We start from the raw sequence: 22,635 nt of genomic DNA, 5'->3' as shown, positions 1-22,635 counted from the left end.
GGTGATGGTGCGGCGGGCCGGGCGGCCCGCTCTGGTGGAGCCAGATGGTCGGTGGTGGTGCAGGCGGGAGGTCGGACGCCCGGAGGCACCCGACCGGCCCGCTGTCAGCGCGACGGGTGGGAACCGTCGGCGGCCGCCGAGGGGGTGCGGACCTGGGTCCGCGCCGTGGCGGCGGCACGCGCGGCGATGTCCTTGGCGCTCGGCGCGGACGCCGCGTGCTTGCGGATCTTGGGAGCCTCCTGCTCGGCCGTGGACAGGTAGGACTCCCACCGGGCCTGCATCGGCTTGATGAGTCCGCCGCCGGCACCGACGACGATGACACCGGCGACGGTGGCCAGGATGGCGATGAGCACCGGGGTGGTGACGGTGGTGGCCACGCCGATCTGGTTCAGCGCGGCCACGACGCCGAGGAAGAGGATGAAGACGCTGGCCACGTTGGCCAGGGTCTTCCCGTAGGACAGGCCCCCGAGGGTGCCCTGGATGAGGGTCTTCACGGCGGCGGCGATCGCGGCGGCCACGACGACGATGATGATGGCCACCACGAGGGCGGGCAGGAAGGCGATGATCCGGGTGATCAGATCGCTGATCGGATTCGGTCCGAAAACTCCGAAGGCCAGCTGCAGCACGAACAGGGCGAGAGCGTAGTAGACGATCTTGGCGACGATGTCGCTGGCGTCGAACTTACTGCTCTCCAGGGCCTTCTTGATACCACCGCGCTCGACGGCGCGATCGAAACCCACGCGCTCGAGCACCTTTTCGACACCCTTGGCGATCGCCTTCACGATCAGCAGGCCGACGACCAGGATCGCGAGGAAGGCGAGCAGTTTCGGGACGAAGGTGACCACGGCGGTCAGACCGGCCAGGAGTGAATCTTTCACGATGATAATTCTCCGAGATCCGGGAAATGTGGGGCGACGGACACGAGCACCTCTGGCTTTACCTCGTAAGTCGCCGCCGTAAACATCGGCTTTACGCGCTAAGGCGGACGTGCGGCAGCGGGCGCCACCGGGGCCGGTGTCCGGTGCACCCGGCCCGGCGTGTGGAGCCGCCGGGCACGGTGCCCACCGTGCCGTCGCGGTGACCGGCAACCGGTGGTCGGGCGGGGGCACGTCCCGGTCAGGTGGTAGACACGGTGGCAGGACACCTGCGCCACCGGCTGCGGGAGCGGGCATCGACCAGCGCGGAAGGTGGGCACATGGACGCCGGATCGTCGAGCCGGTCGACACCGTCGACACCGCACCCCGCTGCCACACCGTCGATACCCACCGCGGGGCCGGGTACCGGTCGGCAGAGCCTGGACCGCCGCCGGATCGTCGGGGGTGCCGTGTCCCTCATCGACGAGGAGGGCCTCAAGGCGCTGACCATGCGACGGCTGGGCGACTACCTGGGCGTCGAGGCGATGGCGATCTACCACCACATCGCGGGCCGCGAAGCGCTGCTGGACGCGGTGGTCGAGGCGGTGATCGACGAGCTGTACGCCGATCCCGAGGTGCACATGAACGCCACCGAGTGGCAGGAGTACCTGTACCGCCTCGCCCACGGGGTGCGTCGGATCGCGCTGGCCCACCCGGAGGTCTTCCCGCTGGTCTGCACCCGGCCGCCGGCCGCGCCGTGGGTGCGGCCGCCGTTGCGGAGCCTGCGCTGGATGGAGTCGTTCCTGCAGACGCTGCACCGGTGCGGCTTCTCCGACACCGCCTCCGTCGCCGCGTACCAGATCTTCTCCAGCTTCCTGCTGGGCAACCTCCTTCTGGAGGTGTCCAACAAGGGGGTCGACATCAGCCCGACCGAGGACACCGATCTCGACCAGCCGACGTCGCCCGCGGCGGTCGAGGAGTACCCGCGGCTGAACCATCTCCAGCCGCTGCTGTCGATCGACCGGTCGGCGGACATCTTCGCCGAATCGCTCGAGGTGCTGACCGACCACCTGGAGCGGCTGGGGAAGAACTGACGCGGGCCGTCGTCAGCGGGCGGTGCGGCGATGGACACGGCGGGCGAACCCCGGATCGGGTCGGGCGGACACCCCGTGTCGCGATCGACGCCGCTGCATCAGGGCGAGGCGTTGCCGGCTCAGCGGGCCGACGCACCCGGTGCGGACGACAGATGGTGCGCTGCGGGCATCGCGTGTGCCTCATGTCCTGATGCCGGGAGTCGCGGTCCGCCGCCGCTGCGGTGGGATGCCGCGAAGGCGCCGGTGCCGGGGACGTCGGGGCGGTGCGCGGGCGCCGACGGTGGGCGCGGAGCCGCTCCGGTCAGGACGACATCGGCGGCGATGTCCTTGAGCTTGCGGTTCTCGGCCTGGCTGGCCGCGGACAGAGCACTCATGGCATCCGACTCGGTGTAGCCGTTGAGCTTCATCAGGATGCCCACGGCGACGCCGATCCGCTCGTTGGACTCCAGCGCCCGTTCCAGGTGTCGCACCCGTGCATGCTGGGCCAACCCCGCCAGGGTGAGGTCGGTGGTGGCCACCACCACGCCTAGGAGGTCGGCGTCGAGATCGTCGAGCGCGCCGGGCGCGGCGGCGAAGAGACTGAGGGTCGTCGCCCGGGGATGGGCGTGGCCCAGTGGTCGGCAGAGCACCGAGCGGATGTGGAGCAGCGCCGTCACCTGATGCAGCTTCGGCCACCGGACGTCGGTGGCGAGGTCGGTCGACCCGACGGCGACCCGCTCCCGCAGGGCCGACACGGTCGGGCCCTGGCCGCTGCGCCGTTGCACGGAGGTGAAGTTGTCGGCGTTGTCCCCGTACACCGCGAGCGTGACGGGCTTGCCGGCGCGGACGGTGCACAGCGCGGCGCCGTCCACGCCGGGAAGTGCGGCCACCGCCGCCCGCAGCACGTCGGCAGCGGAGTCGTGGTGGTCATCGGCCTCGACGACCGCGCTGGTGAACGGCGCGAACCAGGTCGCTTCGGAAGGGGGCATCAGGGCCGTCTCTCGGATCGTGGGAGGCGGCAGGTCCGCACTCACGGGAGCGGCGGGGCCACCCCGGCTACGAGGTCACGGCGTCCACATCACACGGTCCACCGGTCACTGCGGCGCATCGTGTTCACCCGCACTGGTGAATGCCCACGTTCACCGGATGCGACTCATCGGCCGGACGACCGGTTCGAACCGGGTCCGGTGATCGCAGCGGGACCGGACCGCCGTTCGTGGGTGCACGGGTGACGGCGGACGCGGCCGGACGGTCCGTTCATCGGCTCAGTGGCCGCCGCCGAGGTGCCCGGAGAGCCGCTCGTGCCGGGTGGCGCTGTGGGCGTCCATGCCGACGATCTCGACGGTCCGGCCGTGGCGGCCGAACTTGGTGGTGACGGCGTCGAGCGTCGCGGTGGTGGAGGCGTCCCACAGGTGCGCGCGCGTGAGGTCGATGACGACCCGGGGCGCCGGGTCGTCGTAGTCGAACCGGGAGTACAGGTCGTTGGAGGAGGCGAAGAACAGCTCGCCGGTCACCGTGTAGGTGCGGGTGCCGCCGTCGGCGCTGAGCTCGCTGGACAGGTCGACCAGGTGGGCGACGCGACGGGCGAACAGCGCGAGCGCGACCAGCACGCCGGCGATGACGCCGTACGACAGGTTGTCGGTGGACACGGTGACGACGACGGTCACGATCATCACCGCGGTCTCGCTCCGGGGCATGCGGCGCAACGTCGTGGGCGCCACCGAGTGCCAGTCAAAGGTGGAGATCGACACCATGATCATCACGGCGACCAGGGCGGCCATCGGGATCCTCCCGACGGTGTCACCGAGCACGACGACGAGGATGAGCAGCAGGAACCCGGCCAGGAACGTGGAGAGCCGGGTGCGGGCCCCGGATCTCACGTTGATCATGGTCTGTCCGATCATCGCGCAGCCACCCATCCCGCCGAAGAGCCCGGTGATGATGTTGGCCGCGCCCTGACCCCACGACTCGCGGGTCTTGTCCGAGCGGGTGTCGGTGAGGTCGTCGACGAGCTTGGCCGTCATGAGTGACTCGAGCAGCCCGACGAGGGCCACCCCGACGGCGAACGGGGCGATGATCCGCAGCGTCTCGAGGGTGAACGGCACGTCGGGGAGCAGGAACGACGGCAGGCTGTCGGGCAGCTCGCCCTGGTCGGCGACGGTGGGCACGTCGATCCGGACGGTGACGGCCAGCACGGTCAGCACGACGATCGAGATCAGCGGCGCCGGAACGGCTTTCACGATGCGGGGGAGACCGTAGATCATCGCCAGGCCGCCGGCGACCATCGGGTACACCGGCCACGGGACGTGCGTGAGCTGCGGGAGCTGGGCGAGGAAGATCAGGATGGCCAGCGCGTTGACGAAACCCACCATCACGCTGCGCGGGATGAACCGCATCAGCCGCGCCACCCCGAGCAGCCCCAGCACGATCTGCAGGACGCCCGCGAGGATGACCGCGGCGATGAGGTACGGGAGTCCGTACTGGTGGACCAGCGGTGCCACGACCAGTGCGACGGCCCCGGTCGCCGCCGAGATCATGGCCGGCCGGCCACCCAGGACGGAGATCGAGACGGCCATCGTGAACGACGCGAACAGTCCCACCCGGGGGTCCACGCCGGCGATGATCGAGAACGAGATCGCCTCGGGGATCAGGGCCAACGCCACGACGAGGCCGGCGAGCACCTCGGTCCGCAGCACCCGTGGCGTCAGCCAGGACGGCCGGGTCGGGCGCCGCACCGACCGGGTGGAGGCGGTGGATACGGTAGCGGGACGGGACACGGCGGATCCGTTCTGATGATGACCCCGCGGGCGCGGCGGACGGCCGACGAGGGAAGGGAATGCGGAGGCGGCGCAGATGCGGCGGCCTACCGGGGGTAGCCGCGACGCCGCCCTGCGGAGCGCGACCGCGGGGCGACCGCGCGTCGGTCAGCGACCCGGCGGCCGGGTGGCGTCCGGATGGTCCCCCGGGAGCGGGTGCAGCTCGAGCTGGGGGTGCTTCTGTCTGATGGCGTTCATCCGGAACCGGTCGGTGAACAGGGCGAGCCGTGCGCCGTCGGAGCGTTCCAGCACCTCGGCCCCGTGGGCGCTGGTGACGAAACCCTCGCTGCTGCGCTCGATCCCCCGCACCACGGTGTACGGCAGGTGGTCCAGCGTGACGGGGGAGCTGAACTCGTGGGCCATCCGGTGCGCCGCGACGTCGAACTGCATCGGCCCCACGGCCGCCAGGACCGGCGCCTGATCGCCCCGGAGGTCGGAGCGCAGGACCTGCACGGCGCCTTCCTGCGCGAGCTGGTCGATGCCGCGGCGGAACTGCTTGGAACGGCTGCTGTCGGTGGCCCGGGCGACGGCGAAGTGCTCGGGCGCGAAGAGCGGCATGGCCGGGAACGTGACCTTGTGGTCGGCGTACAGGGTGTCACCCACACCCAGCGCGGTGGCGTTGACCAACCCCACGACGTCGCCCGGGTACGCGGTGTCCACGGTGGTGCGCTCCCGGCCGAACATGGTCTGGGCGTACTTGGTGGCGAACGGGCGTCCGGTGGCGGAGTTGACCACGACCATGCCGCGCTCGAAGCGCCCCGAGCACACCCGCACGAACGCGACGCGGTCGCGATGGTGGGCGTCCATGCCGGCCTGGATCTTGAACACGAAACCGGAGAACGGCTCGGTGACCGCACGGGCGGTGCCGGCGGCGTCCGGGCGGGGCGCCGGAGCCGGGGCGAGATCGATCAGGGTGTCCAGCAGCTGCCGGACGCCGAAGTTGATCACCGCCGCCCCGAAGAGCACCGGACTGGCGGTGCCGGCACGGTAGGCGGCGGCGTCGAAGTCCATGCCACTGGCCGTCAGCAGGTCGTGTTCGTCGGTGGCCACCGACCAGGCGTCGCCCGCGTCGGCGGCGGCCGCCGCGCCGTCCAGCGTCCGCTGTTCGGCCACCGAGGCGCCGCCGGGGGTACGGGTCAGTTTGACGAACGCTCCGGTCGAGCGGTCCAGCAGTCCGCGGAAATCGCCGGCCACCCCGACGGGCCAGTTCAGCGGCATCGGGTGCAGCCCCAGTTCGGAGGTCAGCTCGTCGATCAGGTCGAGCGGCTCCCGCCCCGGCCGGTCCCACTTGTTGATCAGGGTGATGGTGGGCACGCCGCGGAGTCGGCAGACCTCGGCGAGCTTGCGGGTCTGCGGTTCCAGCCCCTTCGCCGCGTCGACCAGCATCACGGCACTGTCCACCGCGGCGAGCACGCGGTAGGTGTCCTCGGAGAAGTCGGCGTGACCGGGAGTGTCGAGCAGGTTGACCACGCGGTCCCGGTAGCTGAACTGCAGGGCGGCGGAGGTGATGGAGATGCCGCGCGCCCGTTCCATCTCCATCCAGTCCGACACGACGCCCCGGCGTCCCGCCTTGCCGTGAACGGCGCCGGCTTCGCCGATGACGTTGGCGTGCAGTGCGAGCGCCTCCGTGAGGGTGGACTTGCCGGCGTCGGGATGCGAGATCACCGCGAACGTCCGCCGGCGGGCGGCCTCGGTCCGCACCTCTGTCGGGCCGCTCCCGGAGTCGGTGCCCGTCATCGCCCCGCCCCGTGCCGCAACCCGGCGGGACGGGTACCGGTTCCCGCCGGTGGGACCGACCGTGCCGAGTCGATCCCCGGGACGCGGGGAACCGGCAGCGGCGGCACCCCGTCGATCTGCAGCGCGGTACCGCGCACTTCTTCGCTCGTGACCATCACCGAACACCCTACCCTGGGGTGAGGGTAGAGTTGCCCGTCGGACAGCGCTCCGGCAGGCGTCCGATGCCGGCGGGTCGACCGCCGGTCCGGTGCTCCCAGCCGGTCTGCAGGCGTGTCGGGGAAGGCGGGGACGTGACGGAGGCCCAGATGCAGATCGGTGAGGTCGCCGAGCGGACCCAGCTGTCGCTGAACACGCTGCGGCACTACGACCAGACGGGTCTGGTGGTGCCGTCCGCGCGGAGCCAGGGCGGGTTCCGCCTCTACACCGGTGCCGACGTCGACCGGCTGCTGGCGATCCGCCGGATGAAGCCACTGGGCTTCACGTTGGAGGAGATGCGCGAGCTGTTGGAGGTCACCGACCGGCTCGGCCGTCGGGACGCGCTCTCCGCGGCCGAGATCGACGCGCTCACCGCCGATCTGGCGCGGTTCCAGGAAGCCGCCGAGCAGCGCCGCGACAAGCTGGTGTCCCAGCTCGCCGCGGCCGAGGAGTTCATCGGCGACCTGCGGCGACGGCGGCACGCCATCACCTGAGCGCCAGCACTCGGACGACCGCCCCGACCGTGCCCCGCCGGCCGGAGCGCCGCGCCGCAATGTCAACCGATGCGTTGACAAAGCGATGCGCCGGGGTCTACCTTCGTCAACCACAAGGTTGAGAAAGAGGGTGTCGTGACGGACGAGCTGTCCCAGGTGTTCGCGGCGCTGGCCGACCCGACCCGGCGGGAGCTGCTGGCCCGGTTGACCGACGGTGACGCCACCGTGGGAGAGCTGGCGGCACCGCACCGGATCAGCGTCCAGGCCATCTCCAAACACCTGAAGGTGTTGTCACAGGCCGGTCTGGTCAGCCGGGCCGACGGGCACCGCAGTCCGGTGCATCTGGAGGCGGAGGTCCTCGACCTGATGACCGCCTGGATCGAGCGCTACCGCCGGCGGGCCGAGAGCCGCTTCCGCCGGCTGGACACCGTCCTCGCCGAGATGGACCACGAACAGACCGGGCGCGGCCCGGTCCGGGAGGAGACAGCATGAGCACGACGACCACCCAGATCCAGGCCGATCCGCAGGTTCCGCTGATCCGTATCACCCGGGTCTTCGCGGCCCGACCCGATCAGCTGTTCCGCGCGCACACCGACGCGGAGCTCTTCGCACGCTGGATCGGACCGGACGGGATGGACACCACCGTGGACCACTGGGACGCCCGTACCGGCGGCAGCTGGCGCTACGTCTCGGTCCGGGACGGCCGGGAGTTCGGGTTCCACGGCTGCTTCCACGAGGTGCGACCGGACCGCATCGTGCAGACCTTCACCTGGGAGGGCGACCCCGACGGTGTGTCCCTGGAGACGTTGACCTTCGAGGACCTGGGCGACGGCCGCACGCGGCTGCACGTGCAGTCAGTCTGCGACAGCTTCGAGGCGCGCGACGGATGGCTCCGCAGCGGCATGGAGACCGGCGTCGAGCAGGGTTACGCCTCGCTCGACCGGCTGCTCGCCGGCGACGGGACCGCTTCCGGCACCGCGGGAGTCGGGGCATGAGCCTCCCTGCCGAGCCGGCCGAGCGCCATCGGGTGGTCGCCGCCGGTTTCACCGACCGCGTGCGGGGAGCCGTCGACTGGGACACCCCGGCCCCGGTGCCCGGATGGCGGGCCCGGGACGTCGTCGGCCATCTGGTGGGCTGGTTCCCGGGCTTCCTGTCCACCGGGACCGGCCTCGAACTGGACCGGGGTCCGTCGGTGGCGCAGGATCCGGTCCGGGCCTGGCAGGTCCACGCCGACGCGGTGCAGCGGATCCTCGACACCGACGCGGCCGCGGTGGTCTTCCGTCATCCGATGGTGGGGGAGATGCCGCTTCCCGAGGCGGTCGACCGGTTCTACACCACCGACGTCTTCCTGCACACCTGGGACCTGGCCCGGGCCACCGGGCAGGACGAGCGCCTCGACGAGGACACCTGCGCCGTGCTGCTCGCCGGCATGACCCCGATCGAGGAGTTGCTGCGGTCATCGGGACAGTACGGACCGCGGGTCCCGGTGCCGGACACGGCCGACGTGCAGACCCGGCTGCTGGCCTTCATCGGCAGGGATCCGTTGTCGGGGCGGTGACGCCCGCCGCCGGACGCCGTTCCGGCGGGCCGCGGCCGCGGGGCCGCCGGCCGGGCGCGGTCACCGCACCCGGAGGCGACCGCCGATCGGCGCGTGGAGGTGCGCGGCAGGCGCAACGGCCGTTCAGGCCAGCAGCTGCAGCGGCACCCGCCGGTGGACCACGTCGACGGCGGTGTCGTCGACGAGAGCGGAACGGGCGTAGGCGTATCCGCGGAGGACGGCCAGTGCGTCGGGCATCGCCAGGTGGTGGGCGGCCATCACCATGCCCACCGCCTGGGCCACCGCGGACCGCCGCTCGGCGGGACCGGCTCCGCGGGCCGGGATGCGGGGGAGCGCAGCGGTCACCGTCAGCAGTTCCCCGATCAACGACGCGAGCCGGGTCAGGTCCTGGTGCGGGGACCGGGCACCCCGGTCGGCAGCGGCGGCGGTCCGGTACCACAGCAACAGCACCCCCCGGGGCGGCGTGCCGATCCCGCCGCCCAGCGGCAGCGCCCGGACCGCGCGGTACCCGGTCCCGCACCGCAACGCGTCGTGGAACACCGGCCAGCGGCGGGCCAGGTCCGCTCCGGCGACCACCTGCCGCCGGCGGCGGCACGCATCCAGGCCCGGACCGGCCCCCACGGTGTACTCCAGTTGTTCCGCCAGGAGAGCCTCACCGTCGCTGACCCCGACCGGTGTCCGCATCCCGAGGTCGTCGGCGAGGCAGATCACCGCACCGTCCACGCCGGCGAAGGCCTCGACGACGGCGATCGCCGCCCGGGTCGTCATCGACCACGGCCCGTCGTCGACCACCGACCGCAGGTGTTGCAGGGACGACAGGAAACGCGGGATCGCGGTCATCGGAGGCCTTTCCGGAGGTCGTGGTGGGGTCCGGGCGGCACCGGGGCCGGGCGTACCGGGCGCCGTGGAGCGGCGGCGGCGCGGGTGTCGTCCGGCCGGGGTGCCTGCCCGGATCAGATGTCCTGGTGGCGCGCCGAGCACTGACGGGCGGCGTGCCGCAGCGACTGCTCCTGCTCGCTGGTCGCCACCCACATCGGGGTGATGACCGCGAGACACACGACGCAGGACCAGGAGCCGTCCCGGTCGTCGGTGATCTCGACATCCCAGTGCGCACACGGACACTGGGCCAGGGCTGCGCGGAGTGCGTCGACCCCGGCGCGTTCGGTCACCGATCGGGCGGCGACGGCGCAGCGGAGCTGCCGTTCCAGCTGCAGTACCCGACGCCGACGCTCGATCAGATCGGCGGGCCAGACCGCCTGACCGGTGGGCATCACCCACCACCGCCCGACCGGATCCGACGAACCTGCGGGCGGAAGGTGCTGCGCCCGCGAAGGTCCCGAGGGGACGACACGGATGCACGGGGACGAGGGGTCATGACGACGGTCCTGACGGCCGGACAGCGGGAGTGATCCCGGGCGGCGGCGACGCATCGCACGGCGAGCCACCACCCCGGAGGGCGGGTGGACACGGACCCGGACCGGCTGTGAACCCAGCGCGTACAGCATAAACGGCCCGCCGGGCCCGCCACCAGCGGCCGAACGGGCTCATCACCATGCCGCCGACGCCGGCGACGGTGCGTCGCCCGGTCCGTGCCGGCGGCGACCGGGAGGGCCCCGGGCGGACGGCGCCGGATCCGGGCCGTCGCCGGCGCCGTACGCTGCGCTGATGGACGCCGGGACCGAATCCATCGCCGTCCTCGGGGTCGGTCGGATGGGTCTTCCGGTCAGCGGACGACTGGCCGACGCGGGTCACCGGGTGATCGTCTTCGACGTCGACCCGCAGCGGTGTGACGCCGCGGTCCGGCCCGGCGTGCGGGCCGCGGCCACCGTCGCCGAAGCGGTCTCGGCGTCGAGGCTGATCCTGACCGTGCTGCCCGGATCACGCGAGCTGGTGGAGGCGATGACGCCGGACGGCGACGCGATGACCGCGATGCGGCCGGGCAGCACGTGGATCGACCTCACCAGTACCGCACCCTCGGCGGCGCGGACGCTCGCCGCCGCGGCGACCCGACGAGGGACGGCGACGCTCGATGCGCCCATGGGCGGCGGCCCGGCCGACGCGGCCACCGGCGACCTGACCCTGTACGTCGGAGGCGATGCCGCCGTGCTGCAGCGGTGGCACCCGGTCCTGGCGAGCGTCGCGTCCACCGTTCACCACGTGGGCCCGTCCGGGACCGGTTGCCTGGTCAAACATCTGGTGAACCTGCTGTGGTTCGGACAGGCGGCGCTGTCGGCGGAGGCGGCTCTGCTGGCGGCCGCCGCCGGTATCGCGCCCGGGCACCTGCTGCGGTTGCTGGACGCCGGGCCCGCCGCGTCCCGGTTCCTGCAGCGCGATTTCCCACGGGTGCTGACCGGCGACCTGCTGCCGACGTTCGGGCTGGCCCGCATCGTCGAGGAGCTGGAGTCCGTCGCCGCGGAGGCCGGCGGGCCTGGGTCGCCGTCCCGGGTGATCGACGCGGTGGCCGAGGCCTACCGGCACGCACTGCGGGACCTCGGGCCCGTGGACGGTGAGCTCGCCATCGTCGCGCACCTCGAGGCGCTGGCAGGTCGCCGACTCTGACGCCGCCCCGCCGGACACCGGCGACCTGAGGCCGTCGCGATACCGGCCGGCCGTGCGGATCGGCCACACCGCGTGCCGATGCGAGAGCGCGCATGATAGGAAGTCAGGGCTGGGTACCACAGCCGCCCGAGAACGATCCCCCGTCTCCGCCGGGGATCACGAACCGCGTTCACCGCTCGGGACACGACGACCCCGCTGCCCTGCACCGGGGGCGGACCGCGACGCCCCGGGGCGTCACACCACCTGTCGCCCCGTCGGCGACCCGGCATCCGGTACGAGAAGGACGTGACCCGTGGAGATCCGACAGAGCTTCCTCGCGCAGCTGTCCTACCTGGAAGGGGCGGTGCCGTCCCCGGACCGGTTGCCCTCCCTGCTGGCCACCAGCTGTTTCGAGGTGCTTCCGGTCGCCGCCGCGTCGATCAGCGTCTTCAGCACGGACGGCTTCCGCTTCCCCGTCGGGGCCAGCTCCGCTCGCGCGGCCTACGCCGAACGGCTGCAGTTCACCACCGGTGAAGGACCTGCGCTGGATCTGCGCGCCGACGGGGACGGCATCCTGGCCGACGAGACCGTGGTGTCCAGTTGCTGGCCCCTGTTCCACGAGAGGCTCTTCGTCGAGACGCCGTTCCGGGCGGTCGCCGCCTTCCCGGTCATCGCCGGTGCCGACGTGTTCGCGGCGGTGGACCTGTACTTCACCTCCGCCGACGATCTGCGCCGGCTTCCGCTGTCGGACGCGCTCGCCGTCGTGTCGATCATCGGTGAGCGGCTCGCCGACGCCATGGAGTACCGCGACCGCTGGACCGACAACCCGGTGAGCGCGTCCCGCAGCGTCACGGCGACGGCCGTGCGCATGCTCGCCGCCGCCACGAAATCGTCCACGGAGGACGCGCTGCGTCGACTCCAGACCCGGGCGGCCGCGGCCCGGATCACCGTCGACGCCTTCGCCGACGCGGTCGTCAGCGGGCGGGTGAGCCTGGACGACCTCACCCTCGCCGGGGCCGGCCGTCCGGCAGCGGCCGACGAGCACGCTTCCCGTGAGGTCACGCACGACGTCAGCTGCCGGTAGCCGGTCACCGGTCCACGGATCGGGCGGGGCGGCCGGGCAGAGCCGCACAGCGGGCCGGATCCGCGGGGCGTCGCGGTGTCGCGGCGACCGGGGTGCGCAGACGCCGAACGCCGGCCCGGGGGAATCCCCGGGCCGGCGTCGGATGTGCGGCGATCACCGTCGCGGCCGTCCGCCGGGACGCCGCGACGGCGTCCCGCGGACAGCTCAGCCGTGGTGGTTGTCGCGGCTCCCGGACTTGGCCAGCCCGCGTGCGACCAGGTAGCCGATCGTCGCGTAGGTGATGTAGCGGATCGCGTCCAGCGCGCCGAAAGGGTCGACGCCGTTGCTGTTCTCGTCGCCGACGACCATGGCGGTGACGATGATCGCGACGACGAGCGCCACGTACACGTACAGCTCGCTGGTCTTGCTCGACGCCTTGGTCTCGGTGCTCATGTGGTGGTGCGCCGGTGCGACATCGATGCTGTCGGAACGGGTGTGTGCGGTGGTCGACATGCGGAACTCCAAGTAATCGGATGTGGCTGGGGCCGGATGCGGCCGCGCCGTCGGGCGCCTCTGATGGCAGCGCCGCTGTCGTACATGGGCCACGGGGGTCTGTTCACCTGTAGGCCTACGATGTAGACCGTAGTCGGACGACACCGGTGAAAGCAAACGGCGGGCCCGCCGACACCGGGGACACGACCCGCGGGAGGACAGCATGACCGGAACGTCGGACGAGGCCGGACCACCGGATCGGCGGCGGTCGACCCCCGCCCCGGGACAGGCGAGAAACGGTGACCGGCGGGCGTTGTCGAGGGCGGCGGTGATGAACGCCGCGCTCGAGCTGGTCGACGCGGAGGGACTGGGAGCGTTGACGATGCGTCGGCTGGGGCAACGGGTGGGCCGGGACCCGATGACGCTGTACCGCCACACCGCGGGCCGAGACGACCTCCTGGACGGGGTGGCGGAGCTGGTGCTCGGTGCCCTCGTCATCCCGGACGACGACGGCCGTGGGTGGCAGCAGCAACTGCGCGCGGCCGCGGTCGGCTTCCGTGCCCTCGCCCTGGCCCATCCCCACGTGGTGCCGTTGCTGGCCACCCGGCCGTTGTCCACACCGCTCGGGCTGCGCCCGCTCGGGACGCTGCGTCCGCTGGAACGGGTGCTCGCGATCCTCGTGGACGCCGGGTTCCCGCCGGCCGCCGCCCTGCACGCCTACCGCGCGTACTTCGGGCTGCTGTACGGACACGTGCTCAATGAACTCCAGGAGTACGTCGTCGACCCCGAGGAGTCCGACGATCTGCTGCGACTCGGGCTGCACCGGTTGCCGCCGAGAGAGTTCCCGCACGTGCGCAGCCTGGCCGGCGAGCTCGGTCGCTACGACGGCGCCGCGGAACTGCAGCTGGGACTGGACTACCTGCTGGCCGGCCTCGCCGGGCGACTGCCCGCACGGCCCGTCTGAGCGCCGAGGCCGACAGCCGCCGGCCGGATGCCGTGGTTCCGTGAGAACGGAGCTCGCCTCGGCGGGACGGAGAACCGTTGCGGCCCGGCGATGTCCGACGGCGTCAGGTGCGGGTCCCCGCGGCCGGCCGGGGGTGTTCGAGGAAGAACCGGACCATCTCGGCGGACGCGTCGGGTCCCTGCGGATCGGTGTAGGACCCGGCCGCGTCGCCACCGGCCCAGGCGTGGCCGGCCCCGTGCACGTCCCAGGACTCGGCGGCCACCGAGTGGTCAGGGTCGAGATAGGTCGTGATCGTGTACCCGTGCCGGTCGGGACGGTCGCTGTCCTCGACCGCGGGATGCGTGCGGGTGCTGTCGGGAGCGGCGGTGCCGATCCGGCCGGTGACGAGCCGGACGGCGTTGACCGGCGAGACGGTGGTGTCGTCGTCGCCGTGGAAGACGATCAGCGGCACGGTGCCCCGTGGGTCGCCGGTCGCGGGGCCGCCGCGGTGCATGGCGGTCAGCGCCGACATCATCCCGGTGGCGGCGAGGTGGGCCAGCCCGGAGTGCACTCCCACAGCCGCGTACACCTGCGGGTAGCTCGCCGCCATCACGGCGGCCATCGCACCGCCCGCCGACAACCCGGCCACGTACACGCGGTCGCGGTCCACGCCGTGAGCGCGGACGATGTCCTCGGTGATGCCGGCGATGATCGCCGGTTCCCCGGCGCCGGCGTGCTGGTTGTGCCGGTCGAACCAGTTCCACGATCGGCTGGGGTTCGCCAGCCGTGGCTGTCCCGGATAGGCCACCAGCAGGGTGTGTCGTTCCGCCTGGTCGTTCATGGTCGTGCCGACGGCGAAATCCGCGGCGGACTGGGTGCTGCCGTGCAGCATCACGACCAGCGGGACCGGGCGGGCGTCCGGCCGGTACCCCGTCGGGATGTACAGGTCGTAGTCCCGGCTGCCCGCCGGTCCGGTGTGCGTCATGGTGAGCAACCGACCCGGGCCGACGGCCGGACCGCGGGCGGCGAGGACGGACACGGCGGTGGGCGTGCGGTGGCTGGGCATCGAGTCGACCTCCGGGGGTGGGTGGCAGGGGCGCGGGCGAAGGGGGGCGTCCGGACATCACCGGAACCGGGCGCCGCCGGGGTCAACGGAGTTGTCGCACGACCGGGCACGCGTAGGGATCCCGGCCGGCGGCACCGACCCGGTTCATGTGGCCGATGATGAGAACCCAGGCCTGGCCCAGGGTTTTCTCGGTGTAGGTCACCCGCCGGCCGACACAGAACTCCTGCACGACGACCTGCGCCCGGCGCAGGTTGGGGCGCGGCATGTTCGGGAAGAGGTGGTGTTCCACCTGGAGGTTCAGCCCGCCCATGAACCAGGTGGTGAAGCGGTTGCCGGTGATGTTCCGCGAGATCAGGACCTGACGCCGGAAGAAGTCCATCTTGGCGTCGGCGCCCAGGATCGGCATGCCGACGTGCGCCGGCGCGAACACACTGCCGAGGTAGACGCCGGTGACGACCATCTGCACGAGCAGGAACGTGACGGCCCTGGCGGGGGAGAGCACCACGAACAGCACCGCCGGGTACAGCACCAGACGGCCGGTGATGAGGGTGATCTCGGTGCGCCGGTGTTTCATGTCCCGGCGGGCCAGTACCGCGGCCACACTCTGCACGTGGAGGTTGATGGCCTCCACGGCGAGCAGCGGGAAGAACCACCACCCCTGATGAGCGTGCAGGAACCGCCCGAGGGTGCCCGTCGGTGGCTTCTCGGCGGGATAGAAGTGCACGACGCCCGGTTCGATGTCCGGGTCCTTGCCGACCTGGTTGGGCGCCTGGTGGTGCCGGGCGTGCTTGGTGTTCCACCAGGCCAGGCTGAGCCCGGAGAGGCCGCTGGCCAGGATCATCGCCATGATCTCGTTGGCGCGCGCGGACACGAAGACCTGCCGGTGGGCGGCGTCGTGTCCCAGGAAGATGACCTGTGTGAGCACCACGGCGAGGACCGCGGCCACCGCGATCTGCAGCCAGCTGTCACCGATGAGCACGAAGCCGGCGGCGACGGTGCCCAACGCCGACAGCAGCAGCAGGCTGCGGGTCGCGTAATAGGCGTAGCGGCGTTCCAGCAATCCCATCGACCGGATGGAGTCCAGCAGCACCGAGTAGTCGCTCGCCGGTCGCGAGGACGCCGGACCGCCCGTCCGCGACGACGCCGGCCTGCGCGCCGGATCGCCCGTCCGCGCCGGCGCGGTCACGGCGTCCACGGCCACGGCCGGGCGGCGCGAAGGAAAGCGTTCGGGCGGGGGAGGTGAACCCGGTCGGGGAGGGCGGCCCAGCGGGAACGGGAAAGGGGGATCACGGTGGTCCAGACAGCACAGCGGTACCCGGGAGGTTCTGGCGGTGGCGACGAACGTCGCTCGGCGGACCACCAACCCCGCAGGGCAGGTGAGCTCGGATCCAGGCCGGCTGTGAACTCAGCACTGTCAGCATACGGACTCCGGTGGACCGCTGCGCCGCCGCAACACTCAGGTGCCGTCAGCGCGGACCGAAGCCGGCAGGCACCCGTTCGGCTGCTGACGGCCCGGTGTGGGTGCGGTACGTTCAGTCCGCTGAGCTCACAGCCGGTCTGGGATCGAGATCACCGGCCCCCCAGGGGGTGGGATCCGTCGCGCGCGTCGTCGCCGCTGTCCAGTGCCCACCTCCGAAGTGACCGTCAGGCCGGACTCCGCGATGACCGATCCCCGCGCCGTGAGCCGTCATCGGGTCGCGCAGCCCGGAGCTGCCGTCGGCTGACGCACGGGGCGCCGTCACGGCGCCCCCTCGTACCCCCAGTGACGGGACCGGCTCGCGGCCGGTCCTGTCACCGGGTCACACACTGCACTGCTCCGGTGGCGGCGTCGTCGCGACATCCGTGGTGCCGCAGGAGGTCTCGACCCGCGCACCGGGCGGCTCGACGCGACGACCGGCCGGGGGCCGCGCTCCGGGACCGTTCGGGCCGCGCGGGAGAACGGTGCCCGGCCCCGTCGCCACCGGTCAGTGCGCAGCCCCGGGAAAGTGCCCGTCGGTCACCTCGGCCGCCGCGGCCGCGAGCGTCCGTCCGGTCGCCGCCGCGCGACCGGCGATGGCGTCCCGGGCCGATTCCCGGGTGTGCCCCGACTCGATCAGCATGCCGACGGCCTGATCGACGAGTGACAGATCCGCCAGCGCGACACCGGTCCCGGCGTCGGGCGCGAGATGCCCGTCCACCACGACGATTCCGGGGAGTCGGAAGTGATCTCGCACCGTACCGGCGAAGTCGTCGAACGCGTGCGCGACCGCCGCGTAGTAGACGACGGTCGCTCCGGCCGCCGCCACCCCGATGCCGTCCAGCCGCAGCAGCAGTGACGCCCGGACCACGGGAACGACCGGGTGATCCATCGTGGACAGCACCGCGGGCCCGCCGGGCACCGGGAGCGTCATGCGCAGGCCCACGAACGACGGCACCGCGACGGTGAGATCGTCCACCAGGACGTCCAGAATGGCCGTGAGGTCGGAACCGTCGGTCAATGCGGCGCTGAGACGGTCGAGCTGCTCGGCTTGTCGTGAGTGCGTCATGCGGGAGTGACTCCAGGAGTCGCCGACTCGCTGGTTGCAAAGCCCGTGTCGAGATCACCGCGGTTGCGGGACTCGATGGCAGGCGACAGGACACGCCGGGTCGGGACCCGGACACCGCCGCCGAACCCCCTGACCCTACCGTGCCGCCGCCCCCGGACTCCGGTACCGACGGGTGAACGTGAGATCCGGCCCTTCTCAGCGCGGCGGGGTGGCGCGTGCGCGGGCGCGCCGGACCGCTTCCTCGACGATCCGCTCCGCCACGACCGAGAGCTTGACGTGCTCGGTCTGACTCAGATGCCGCAACCGGGCGAACGCCTCCGGGGACTCGATACCGCCGCGGGCGCGCAGGATCCCGATCGCCTGGTCGATCATCGGCCGGGTCGTCAACGCCGCCTGCAGCTGTTCGGCCAGCCGTGCCGTCTGAGCCAGGATCTGGGCGTTGTGCACGGTGATCGCGGCGGGCGCGGCGAACAACTGCCCCAGTTGTTCCGCGCGGACGTCGAAGGCGTTGCGCGCATGGGCGTAGACGTTCATGGCCCCGACCACGCCGGACGGTGTCAGCAAGGGCAGCGACAGCACGCTGTGCACCCCCAGCCGGCCGGCCCGCGGACCGAAGCGTGGCCATCGTGGGTCGCCGCCCAACGACCCGGAGCGCATCGTGAGCCCCTCCGCCGCCGCACTGATGCACGGGCCCTCACCCAACCGGTATTGGATGTCGTCGATCTGCCGGACGAACTCGGTGGACTTGACGATGATGTCCTCGCGGTTGGGCTCCAACAGCGTCAGGCCGGCCCCGTCGGCCCCGGGGATCGCCCGCACGGCGAACTCGGCCACCTGGACCAGCAGGTCCTCCAGCGTGAGCCGGCCGGTCGACAACCGGGACAGCGCGGCCAGACTCGCGTCGAGATTGAGGTCGTCGTCGTCCCCCACGGGGTCGACATCGTCCGCTCCGTCATCCGCGGAATCGACGCCGTCGTCGTCGCCCGCAGGGTCGATGCTGTCGGCCCGGTCACCTGCAGGGTCGACGCTGTCGGACCGGTCACCCGCAGGGTCGACAGCGTCGGGTCCGTCGCCGGCGCGGTCGCCGACCAGGTCCGGTGTCGTCTCGTCCGGGTCTCGTCCCGGTCCTTCGATGTGCGCGTTGCCGTCCATGAGATCCCCTCGCTGCGCTTGTTTCACATCACGGGTCGAGCGGATGCGGTGGCCCCGTGGCGAGATCCGTCCGTGGTGAGACCCCTGGGGAGCACCGCGATCGGACCCGCCCCTGCCGGGCACGTCAGTCGTGAGGTAGCTTAGACCTGCTGATCGAGCAGCCGCCCTGGGGCGGTTCCACCGCCCGCGCCTGCGGCCGTGGAGCCGTGAGCACGAGCTCACCGCCAGGCTCTGACACCGCTCCTGTCACCCCACCCGCGACCGCCGCCGCGTGTCCGGGGTCGACGCCCCGTTCCCCCGAGGATCAGCACATGCCGCACTCCCTCCGACGCTGCCTCCGTTCCGACACCGCCGAGGAGGCTCCGCCCGTCGGCCACGCGGAGCCCGCCGTGCCACCGGTCCTCGTCCGTCCGATACCGGCTTCGGTGAGCGGGATCCTCGGCCTGTCCGCCGCGCTGGGCCTGGCTGACGACGTGACCGTCACCCTGGTGGCCGGCGGGGTCCTGGTGTGCGCCGATGGCGCCGCCCGGACGGCCGGCGGCGCTGCCGACGCCCTGCAGTGCCGGTATGCCCAGGGCCCCGGCCACAGCGCCGCGCTGGACGGCACGGCCACGGTGATGGAGGACGTCGCCCGGGAGCGCCGATGGCCGCGATGGACCACCGATGCCGCGAGAGCCGGGGTGGCCGCTGTCGTCTCGGTGCCGTTGGCGTCGCGGGACGCCGCCGGTGCGCTGAACTTCTGGTCGTCGGCCCCGCGAACCTACGGCGCCGAGGAGATCGAGCGCGCCACGCGTCTCGCCGACGCCACCGGGCAGCTGCTCGGATCCGCCGTGCGGCAGGAGCACCTGCAACGGGCCCTGCAGGGCCGGACGGTGATCGGCCAGGCGCAGGGCATCCTGATGGACCGCCACCGGATCGGCGCCGAGGAAGCGTTCACCATCCTGAGGGACCGGTCGCAGCGGGAGAACCGCAAAGTGAGCGCGCTGGCCGCACATCTGGTCGGCACCGGCCAGTTTCCCTGCAGCGCGGTCGATCTCGCGACCGGCTCGACCGGCGCGCCGCTGGCCGGCTGACGCCGGCTCTCAGCCGCGCCGTCGGTCGTCGAACCAGAACTGCGCCCCGCCACGACGTTTCGCCTCGTACATGGCGCGGTCGGCGTCGACCAGGACCTGGTGGGCGTCCACGGTCCCGGCGTCGGTCAGCACCACCCCGACGCTGGCCCGCAGGACGACGTCGGTCCCCCCGACGGCCAGCGGCTCGTCGAGCACGGCCTGCAGGCGGCGGGCGATGTCGGCCGCGTGTGCCGGTTCCGCCAGGTCCTCGCACATCAGCACGAACTCGTCACCGTGCAGCCGGGCCAGGGTGTCCGGCGGCCGCAGCAGGCTCCTGAGCCGGGTCGAGACGGCGACCAGCAACTGATCGCCCGCCGTGTGCCCGAGGGTGTCGTTGACCGCCTTGAAGCCGTCGAGATCGATGTACAGGACGGCGGCGGCGAGACCGCTGCGGCGGCTGCGCTCGCAGGCGTGGCGCAGCCGCTCCACCATCAGGGTGCGGTTGGGCAGACCGGTCAACGGGTCGTGCAGGGCTTCCTGGCGGCTGAGCTCGGAGACCCGCTGCAGCTCGAGCCGCCGGTAGGTGCTCATCAGGTAGGCCGCGCCGACATCGGCCAGCTGCTGGGCGGCGGCCACCGGGAACGCACCCGGCACCCCGGACTCGGTCCGGTACAGATGCAGTGCGCCCAGGCGCGTCTCCGCGTGCCGCAGCGGGACGGTCGACGTGGTCAGCAGGCCGTCGCCCAACCCGATCCACGAGGGGACCGCCGAGCGGCCGTCCCTGATCGGGACTCCCGCCCGGCCGGCGACGTCGTCCGCGGAGCCGTTCCCGTCGCTGGAGTCCTCCCGTGCGGCGTGCCGTCGTTCCTGTTCCAGCGCCCAGAAATCCGACGCCGCCACGATCGGCCGTGTGCCCTCGGGTGGGTACATGACCACGCTCGCCGCGGTGGCCGGCAGGACGCCGGTCGCGTTGTCGACGAGGAACTGCAGCACGGTGGTCAGCGGAGGATCCTGCGTCATCAGCAGTGCGAACTCGACCAGCACGTCGACGAGTCGGCTGGTCCGGGCGGCCTCTCTGTGCGGCATGGTCCCACCTCGGGCGCGACGGTTCCTGGATGGATCACGCCGGTTCCGGGCGCACTACCGACAACACCAACTCGGACGGATGGTACGCGGCCCGACGCCGCCTGAGAAGAGCGGCCGCACGGACGTCCGCCTGCGGGCGCTCCGCTTCGGGGGAGCGAACGCCCGGAAGGCAGGCGCCCGCCGCCGTGACCGCACCACCAGGAGAGTCGTGCCGGGTCGTCCCGGCCCGCTCCGACGGAGGTCAGGCCGTGCAGCGGCGTCGACAGACCGAGAGGACGGTGGCCGACGGCCTACGGCAGAGGTGCGCCGGGGAGCTCCCCGGTGGCGGCGAGGTGCTCGCACAGCACCCGCAGCTTGATGTTGTGGTTCTGCGACACCCGGGCGAGCGTGGTGAACGCCTGAGCCGCGGTCATCCGGTGGCGCTCCATCAGGATCCCCTTGGCCTGCCCGATCACGTCGCGGCTGCCCGCCATGGCGGTGAGGTTCCGCGCGATGCGCCGGTTGCTGACCGCGAGGGTGGCGTGGGCGGCGAACACGGACGCCAGTTCGACGGCCTCCGGGTCGAAGGCGTTGCGGCGCGTCGACGCCAGTGTCAGCGAGCCGAGCACTTCACCGGGCAGCGCCAGCGGCGTGCACAGCATGCTCTACAGGTTCCACCGGCGGGTGCGGGCGCCGAACGCGCTCCACCGCGTGTCGGTGCCCAGGTCGCAGACGAGCAGCTGCTCGGTCCCGGCGACGGCGTCCAGGCACGGCCCGACCCCCAGTTCGTTCTGTGCGGCCATGATCAGCGGCGGGAGTCCGCCGTGGGCGGCGAGGGCCTGCAGGGTGCCGTCACCTCGCGGGACGACGACCGCGGCGTGTTCGGTGCCCTCGATCAGCGCCACGGCGCTCTCGGTGATGACCGTCAGCGCATCGTCGTCGTCGCTGCCCTCGGCGGCGGTGTACCGGCGGACGGTGAGGGCCAGCTCGGCCAGGGCGGCCGCGAACGGGCCGGCCGGAACCGGGGCCGCCGGTCCGGACTCGGTCGCCGGCGTGGGGAACGCTCCGGACCAGTGGTGCGGATACCCGTCCATGGTCCGCAGCTCGTCACGGGCGACCGAGGCCTCGTCCCCGCCGTGGGCGTCGGCGGCCCGGGCCGCTCTGACGTCGGACTCGCGCACCAGCCAGACTCCTCGATGTTCTCACCGTCCCCGCGACTCTCCGAGGTTCACGGCGTCGCGGTCCACCCGATGGTAACCGCGCCGCCCGCGTGCCCGGCGGGTGCGACAACCGCGGTGGCGTCCCCCGGGTGCCGCTGCCCGCGCGGTCTCAGTCGAACAGGACCAGCCAGATCGCCACACAGTGACAGGCCGCGGCGAGCGAGACGCAGGCGTGGAACATCTCGTGGAAGCCGAAGACGGCCGGCCACGGATCGGGGCGGCGGGTGGCGAAGATGGCGGTGCCGACGGTGTACAGCAGCCCGCCCGCGCACACCAGCAGGACGGGGGCGTCGCCGGCCGCGCTGTGCAGCTCCGGCACGAGGAACACGGCCACCCAACCCAGCGCCAGGTAGATGGGCACGCCGAGCCAGCGGGGGAAGCGGCTCCAGCTCAGTTTCAGCGTGGCTCCGCCGAGCGCTCCCGCCCAGACCACCGGCAGCACCCAGCCGGCCGAGCCGGGCGGCAGGGCCAGCACGGTCAACGGCGTGTAGGTGCCGGCGATGAACAGGAAGATCATCGCGTGGTCGAGCCGCTTCATCCGGACGCGGGCGCGTTCGGTCGCCCAGATCCGCCGGTGGTACGTGGCGCTGACGGTGAACAACCCGATGATCGTCACCGTGTAGACGGCGCAGGCCAGGGCCGCCCGGGTCCCCAGGGTGGTCGCCGCCACGGTCGTCAGCGTGATCCCGACGACCGCCGCCACCGGCGCGGAGTAGAAGTGGATCCAGCCCTTCGCCCGCGGTCGCGGTGTCGTCGTCGTACCCATCACGGTGGAGCGCATCCTTCCGGGGC

24 protein-coding genes are annotated in these 22,635 nt (G+C 72.3%); 9 read left to right on the top strand and 15 right to left on the bottom strand.

Features of this window, described 5'->3' with window-relative positions; genetic code table 11:
- Nucleotides 1-104: 104 nt before the first annotated feature.
- Complete coding sequence (locus tag DB033_RS07755; protein WP_205843712.1) at nt 105-878, bottom strand: mechanosensitive ion channel family protein; 774 nt, start codon at nt 876-878, stop codon at nt 105-107.
- Nucleotides 879-1,195: 317 nt separating this feature from the next.
- Between DB033_RS07755 and DB033_RS07750 the strand changes: the two genes are divergently transcribed.
- Complete coding sequence (locus DB033_RS07750; protein WP_111766179.1) at nt 1,196-1,948, top strand: TetR/AcrR family transcriptional regulator; 753 nt, start codon at nt 1,196-1,198, stop codon at nt 1,946-1,948.
- A gap of 119 nt (nt 1,949-2,067) precedes the next feature.
- Here the strand turns inward: DB033_RS07750 and DB033_RS07745 are convergent, their stop codons facing one another.
- The 3 genes from DB033_RS07745 to DB033_RS07735 form a co-directional block, all read right to left on the bottom strand.
- Nucleotides 2,068-2,916 carry an ANTAR domain-containing protein gene (locus tag DB033_RS07745; RefSeq protein ID WP_111766178.1) on the bottom strand — a complete coding sequence of 283 codons (849 nt, stop codon included), beginning with the start codon at nt 2,914-2,916 and terminating at the stop codon, nt 2,068-2,070.
- Nucleotides 2,917-3,192: 276 nt separating this feature from the next.
- A complete protein-coding gene (locus DB033_RS07740) occupies nt 3,193-4,704 on the bottom strand; it encodes a SulP family inorganic anion transporter (RefSeq protein ID WP_170315492.1) in 1,512 nt (503 codons plus the stop codon).
- A 147-nt stretch (nt 4,705-4,851) separates the two neighbouring features.
- On the bottom strand, nt 4,852-6,480 hold the full coding sequence (locus DB033_RS07735) for a peptide chain release factor 3 (protein ID WP_111766176.1): 1,629 nt from the start codon (nt 6,478-6,480) through the stop codon (nt 4,852-4,854).
- A 290-nt stretch (nt 6,481-6,770) separates the two neighbouring features.
- Here DB033_RS07735 and DB033_RS07730 point away from each other — a divergent pair, with 290 nt between their 5' ends.
- The 4 genes from DB033_RS07730 (at nt 6,771) to DB033_RS07715 (ending at nt 8,727) form a co-directional block, all read left to right on the top strand.
- Nucleotides 6,771-7,169, top strand: a complete 399-nt coding sequence (locus DB033_RS07730; protein WP_205843711.1) for a MerR family transcriptional regulator — start codon at nt 6,771-6,773, stop codon at nt 7,167-7,169.
- Between the two features lie 135 nt (nt 7,170-7,304).
- On the top strand, nt 7,305-7,661 hold the full coding sequence (locus DB033_RS07725; RefSeq protein ID WP_111766174.1) for an ArsR/SmtB family transcription factor: 357 nt from the start codon (nt 7,305-7,307) through the stop codon (nt 7,659-7,661).
- Nucleotides 7,658-8,164, top strand: a complete 507-nt coding sequence (locus DB033_RS07720; RefSeq protein ID WP_111766173.1) for an SRPBCC family protein — start codon at nt 7,658-7,660, stop codon at nt 8,162-8,164. Before DB033_RS07725 ends, DB033_RS07720 begins: the two co-directional genes overlap by 4 nt.
- Nucleotides 8,161-8,727, top strand: coding sequence for a TIGR03086 family metal-binding protein (locus tag DB033_RS07715; protein WP_111766172.1), 567 nt, complete (start codon nt 8,161-8,163; stop codon nt 8,725-8,727). Before DB033_RS07720 ends, DB033_RS07715 begins: the two co-directional genes overlap by 4 nt.
- Nucleotides 8,728-8,850: 123 nt before the next feature.
- Here the strand turns inward: DB033_RS07715 and DB033_RS07710 are convergent, their stop codons facing one another.
- Nucleotides 8,851-9,567, bottom strand: coding sequence for an ANTAR domain-containing protein (locus DB033_RS07710; protein WP_111766171.1), 717 nt, complete (start codon nt 9,565-9,567; stop codon nt 8,851-8,853).
- Nucleotides 9,568-9,680: 113 nt separating this feature from the next.
- Nucleotides 9,681-9,998, bottom strand: coding sequence for a hypothetical protein (locus DB033_RS07705; protein ID WP_111766170.1), 318 nt, complete (start codon nt 9,996-9,998; stop codon nt 9,681-9,683).
- Between the two features lie 394 nt (nt 9,999-10,392).
- On the opposite strand from DB033_RS07705, the gene DB033_RS07700 reads away from it, so the two are divergent.
- Both DB033_RS07700 and DB033_RS07695 read left to right on the top strand, forming a co-directional pair.
- The gene (locus DB033_RS07700; protein ID WP_111766169.1) at nt 10,393-11,286 is read left to right on the top strand and encodes an NAD(P)-dependent oxidoreductase; all 894 of its coding nucleotides are present in this window, start codon (nt 10,393-10,395) and stop codon (nt 11,284-11,286) included.
- A 292-nt stretch (nt 11,287-11,578) separates the two neighbouring features.
- Complete coding sequence (locus DB033_RS07695) at nt 11,579-12,349, top strand: hypothetical protein (RefSeq protein ID WP_111766168.1); 771 nt, start codon at nt 11,579-11,581, stop codon at nt 12,347-12,349.
- Between the two features lie 204 nt (nt 12,350-12,553).
- Here the strand turns inward: DB033_RS07695 and DB033_RS07690 are convergent, their stop codons facing one another.
- The gene (locus DB033_RS07690) at nt 12,554-12,841 is read right to left on the bottom strand and encodes a hypothetical protein (protein ID WP_111766167.1); all 288 of its coding nucleotides are present in this window, start codon (nt 12,839-12,841) and stop codon (nt 12,554-12,556) included.
- A gap of 310 nt (nt 12,842-13,151) precedes the next feature.
- Between DB033_RS07690 and DB033_RS07685 the strand changes: the two genes are divergently transcribed.
- Nucleotides 13,152-13,784 carry a TetR/AcrR family transcriptional regulator C-terminal domain-containing protein gene (locus DB033_RS07685; RefSeq protein WP_205843710.1) on the top strand — a complete coding sequence of 211 codons (633 nt, stop codon included), beginning with the start codon at nt 13,152-13,154 and terminating at the stop codon, nt 13,782-13,784.
- Nucleotides 13,785-13,887: 103 nt separating this feature from the next.
- On the opposite strand, the gene DB033_RS07680 is transcribed toward DB033_RS07685, so the two are convergent.
- The 4 genes from DB033_RS07680 to DB033_RS07665 form a co-directional block, all read right to left on the bottom strand.
- Entirely contained in the window at nt 13,888-14,829 is a 942-nt protein-coding gene (locus DB033_RS07680) for an extracellular catalytic domain type 1 short-chain-length polyhydroxyalkanoate depolymerase (RefSeq protein ID WP_111766165.1), read from the bottom strand.
- Nucleotides 14,830-14,911: 82 nt separating this feature from the next.
- Nucleotides 14,912-16,015, bottom strand: coding sequence for a fatty acid desaturase family protein (locus tag DB033_RS07675; protein WP_205843709.1), 1,104 nt, complete (start codon nt 16,013-16,015; stop codon nt 14,912-14,914).
- A 778-nt stretch (nt 16,016-16,793) separates the two neighbouring features.
- Entirely contained in the window at nt 16,794-17,354 is a 561-nt protein-coding gene (locus DB033_RS07670; RefSeq protein ID WP_157970568.1) for a hypothetical protein, read from the bottom strand.
- Between the two features lie 195 nt (nt 17,355-17,549).
- Complete coding sequence (locus DB033_RS07665; protein ID WP_111766163.1) at nt 17,550-18,506, bottom strand: GAF and ANTAR domain-containing protein; 957 nt, start codon at nt 18,504-18,506, stop codon at nt 17,550-17,552.
- Between the two features lie 425 nt (nt 18,507-18,931).
- Here DB033_RS07665 and DB033_RS07660 point away from each other — a divergent pair, with 425 nt between their 5' ends.
- A complete protein-coding gene (locus DB033_RS07660) occupies nt 18,932-19,579 on the top strand; it encodes an ANTAR domain-containing protein (protein ID WP_170315491.1) in 648 nt (215 codons plus the stop codon).
- A 9-nt stretch (nt 19,580-19,588) separates the two neighbouring features.
- Here DB033_RS07660 and DB033_RS07655 read toward each other — a convergent pair whose 3' ends face one another.
- The 4 genes from DB033_RS07655 to trhA all read right to left on the bottom strand — a co-directional run bounded on the left by DB033_RS07655 (nt 19,589) and on the right by trhA (nt 22,624).
- A complete protein-coding gene (locus tag DB033_RS07655; RefSeq protein ID WP_111766161.1) occupies nt 19,589-20,644 on the bottom strand; it encodes a GGDEF domain-containing protein in 1,056 nt (351 codons plus the stop codon).
- A 290-nt stretch (nt 20,645-20,934) separates the two neighbouring features.
- Nucleotides 20,935-21,285 (bottom strand): ANTAR domain-containing protein, encoded by a 351-nt coding sequence (locus DB033_RS07650; protein WP_111766160.1) that lies wholly within the window; start codon nt 21,283-21,285, stop codon nt 20,935-20,937.
- 3 nt (nt 21,286-21,288) lie between these two features.
- On the bottom strand, nt 21,289-21,804 hold the full coding sequence (locus DB033_RS07645) for a hypothetical protein (protein WP_111766159.1): 516 nt from the start codon (nt 21,802-21,804) through the stop codon (nt 21,289-21,291).
- 148 nt (nt 21,805-21,952) lie between these two features.
- Nucleotides 21,953-22,624, bottom strand: coding sequence for a PAQR family membrane homeostasis protein TrhA (gene trhA, locus DB033_RS07640; RefSeq protein WP_111766158.1), 672 nt, complete (start codon nt 22,622-22,624; stop codon nt 21,953-21,955).
- Nucleotides 22,625-22,635 lie beyond the last annotated feature (11 nt).

This window comes from Nakamurella deserti (assembly GCF_003260015.1).
Classification (GTDB): Bacteria; Actinomycetota; Actinomycetes; order Mycobacteriales; family Nakamurellaceae; genus Nakamurella; species Nakamurella deserti.
Note: the sequence above shows the minus strand (reverse complement) of the source record. Positions and strands in the feature narration are given on the sequence as shown.

Bases quoted from the DNA above. Each gene is read 5' to 3' on its own strand.
- DB033_RS07750 (WP_111766179.1), top strand. From the start codon at position 1,196: ATGGACGCCGGATCGTCGAGCCGGTCGACACCGTCGACACCGCACCCC.
- DB033_RS07745 (WP_111766178.1), bottom strand. From the start codon at position 2,916: ATGCCCCCTTCCGAAGCGACCTGGTTCGCGCCGTTCACCAGCGCGGTC.
- DB033_RS07735 (WP_111766176.1), bottom strand. From the start codon at position 6,480: ATGACGGGCACCGACTCCGGGAGCGGCCCGACAGAGGTGCGGACCGAG.
- DB033_RS07720 (WP_111766173.1), top strand. From the start codon at position 7,658: ATGAGCACGACGACCACCCAGATCCAGGCCGATCCGCAGGTTCCGCTG.
- DB033_RS07715 (WP_111766172.1), top strand. From the start codon at position 8,161: ATGAGCCTCCCTGCCGAGCCGGCCGAGCGCCATCGGGTGGTCGCCGCC.
- DB033_RS07710 (WP_111766171.1), bottom strand. From the start codon at position 9,567: ATGACCGCGATCCCGCGTTTCCTGTCGTCCCTGCAACACCTGCGGTCG.
- DB033_RS07705 (WP_111766170.1), bottom strand. From the start codon at position 9,998: ATGCCCACCGGTCAGGCGGTCTGGCCCGCCGATCTGATCGAGCGTCGG.
- DB033_RS07700 (WP_111766169.1), top strand. From the start codon at position 10,393: ATGGACGCCGGGACCGAATCCATCGCCGTCCTCGGGGTCGGTCGGATG.
- DB033_RS07690 (WP_111766167.1), bottom strand. From the start codon at position 12,841: ATGTCGACCACCGCACACACCCGTTCCGACAGCATCGATGTCGCACCG.
- DB033_RS07685 (WP_205843710.1), top strand. From the start codon at position 13,152: ATGAACGCCGCGCTCGAGCTGGTCGACGCGGAGGGACTGGGAGCGTTG.
- DB033_RS07680 (WP_111766165.1), bottom strand. From the start codon at position 14,829: ATGCCCAGCCACCGCACGCCCACCGCCGTGTCCGTCCTCGCCGCCCGC.
- DB033_RS07670 (WP_157970568.1), bottom strand. From the start codon at position 17,354: ATGACGCACTCACGACAAGCCGAGCAGCTCGACCGTCTCAGCGCCGCA.
- DB033_RS07665 (WP_111766163.1), bottom strand. From the start codon at position 18,506: ATGGACGGCAACGCGCACATCGAAGGACCGGGACGAGACCCGGACGAG.
- DB033_RS07655 (WP_111766161.1), bottom strand. From the start codon at position 20,644: ATGCCGCACAGAGAGGCCGCCCGGACCAGCCGACTCGTCGACGTGCTG.
- DB033_RS07650 (WP_111766160.1), bottom strand. From the start codon at position 21,285: ATGCTGTGCACGCCGCTGGCGCTGCCCGGTGAAGTGCTCGGCTCGCTG.
- trhA (WP_111766158.1), bottom strand. From the start codon at position 22,624: ATGCGCTCCACCGTGATGGGTACGACGACGACACCGCGACCGCGGGCG.